The following is a 1,738-nucleotide window of genomic DNA, read 5'->3' on the forward strand; positions in this document are numbered from 1 at the left end:
ATCGACGTTAAAAGGTGTACTACATAAGGTGGTGAGAAATATGAAAACAACTAAATTAGTTGTAGGCATTTTAATGATTGTGTTAGCAGTTATTATTGCTTTTCAATCAATGGTAGCTGGTCTTGGTAACTCATTTAGTAACAACGGCGAGGTATCAGGTACAGCAGGATTCTTTATGGCTATTATCTACTTAATTGCTGGAATTGTTTATTTATCAACTAAAAAGCAAAAAAAGTTAATTGCTGATATTATCTGTGCAGTTCTACTTGCTTTAGGCTGGTTATTATCTAGTGCCAACGCTGGAAGTTATTCTGATCTAATGGTATGGGGATGGATAGCACTTATTATTGGCTTAGTATTTTTAATCTGGCATTGGTTAGTTAATAGAAAAGCTAAGAAGAATTAAATCATCGCGCCCTACTCGGTAGTAAAGAATAGTTCGACTCTATTCTTAGGGTTTACAACGGAGGTACATAACATGGCAGATTTTCGCAAGCGTGGAAAAGCGTGGCAAGCTCGTTTTAAGTTCAAAGGTCCTGATGGTAAGTGGCATTCTAAATCTAAGTCAGGTTTTAAAACCAAAAAAGATGCACAATTATATGCATCAAAAATGCAATTAAATGGCAATAGTTATAAGTTAGAAAGCAATCGTCCCAAATTATTTTATGAATATTTTTGGAATTGGTATAAGACATATAAAGAAAACACTCTTTCATACCAAACTAAAAACGCTTACCATCACACTTACAATATACTAAAAGAATATTTACCAGGTATTTATGTTGATGATATGGATCGTCGTGTTTATCAAAGTTTTCTTGATAACTATGGTAAAAACCATGCTAAGGAAACGGTTAGCAAAATAAATACACATGTTCACGCCTGTATTAAAGACGGAATGTATGATGGAGACTTTAATAAGGACTTTGTACAACGTACCAATATTGTTTATGACCAATCAAAAAACCGACAAATTGAATACTTAAATGCTGATGACATGGATAAATTAGCGAACCATGTAATTGATACCAGAAATAAGCATTTTACGAGCAAGTATATGATATTGTTAGCAATTTATTCAGGAATGCGTTTAGGCGAAATTCAGGCATTATCATGGAGAGATATTAACTTTAACTTTAAAACCATTAATATTAATAAATCGTGGAACTCAAAAGATAAAGTGGATAAATCAACTAAAAACAAGAGTTCAAACAGAATTATTCGAGTAAACTCAGATGTTTTGGATATATTAAAGGAACTAAAAGGAAATAGCGAAAAAGTATTTGTTAATCAGTATAAGACTATTCCAACGTCCAAGGCGGTCAATACAACACTCAAGACGTGTTTAAATGAGTTAGGTATAGTTTTAAAGGGTTTTCATTTTCACTCTCTAAGACACACTCACGTAGCTTATTTACTATCTAGTGGGATTGATATTTATGTTATTAGTAAAAGGCTTGGACACTCTGATATTTCTACAACTACAAAAGTTTATTCATACATGATGGATGAATATAGAAAACATACAAATGATCAAATTGAAATGTCATTGAATAAAATAACCAATAAAAAAAGAGCTACCAACTAAGGTAACTCTTTTTAATTTGTACACATTTTGTACACATTTTATTCTTTTTATTGCGTTTCTTTGCGTTTGTTTGCTATGCCGTTTGTTGATATATCAACGCATTTAAACGCAATCAAACTTATTTAAAAAGCTTGATATGCCGGCTGCAGG

General features: G+C 32.0%; 2 protein-coding genes. Both read left to right on the forward strand.

The annotated features are described in order from the left end of the window. Positions 1-406, forward strand: a 406-nt coding sequence (locus AC6UD0_RS07180) for a hypothetical protein (RefSeq protein WP_500708667.1), incomplete at its 5' end; no start/stop codon positions are given. 72 nt (positions 407-478) lie between these two features. Beyond that, positions 479-1,588: a site-specific integrase gene (locus AC6UD0_RS07185; protein ID WP_500708668.1), complete on the forward strand. Its 1,110-nt coding sequence runs from the start codon at positions 479-481 to the stop codon at positions 1,586-1,588. Positions 1,589-1,738 lie beyond the last annotated feature (150 nt).

The organism is Fructilactobacillus sp. X7R9C1 (assembly GCF_059901005.1).

What these genes read in the sequence shown, in the direction of transcription:
- AC6UD0_RS07185 (WP_500708668.1), top strand. Translation starts at nt 479, where the DNA reads ATGGCAGATTTTCGCAAGCGTGGAAAAGCGTGGCAAGCTCGTTTTAAG.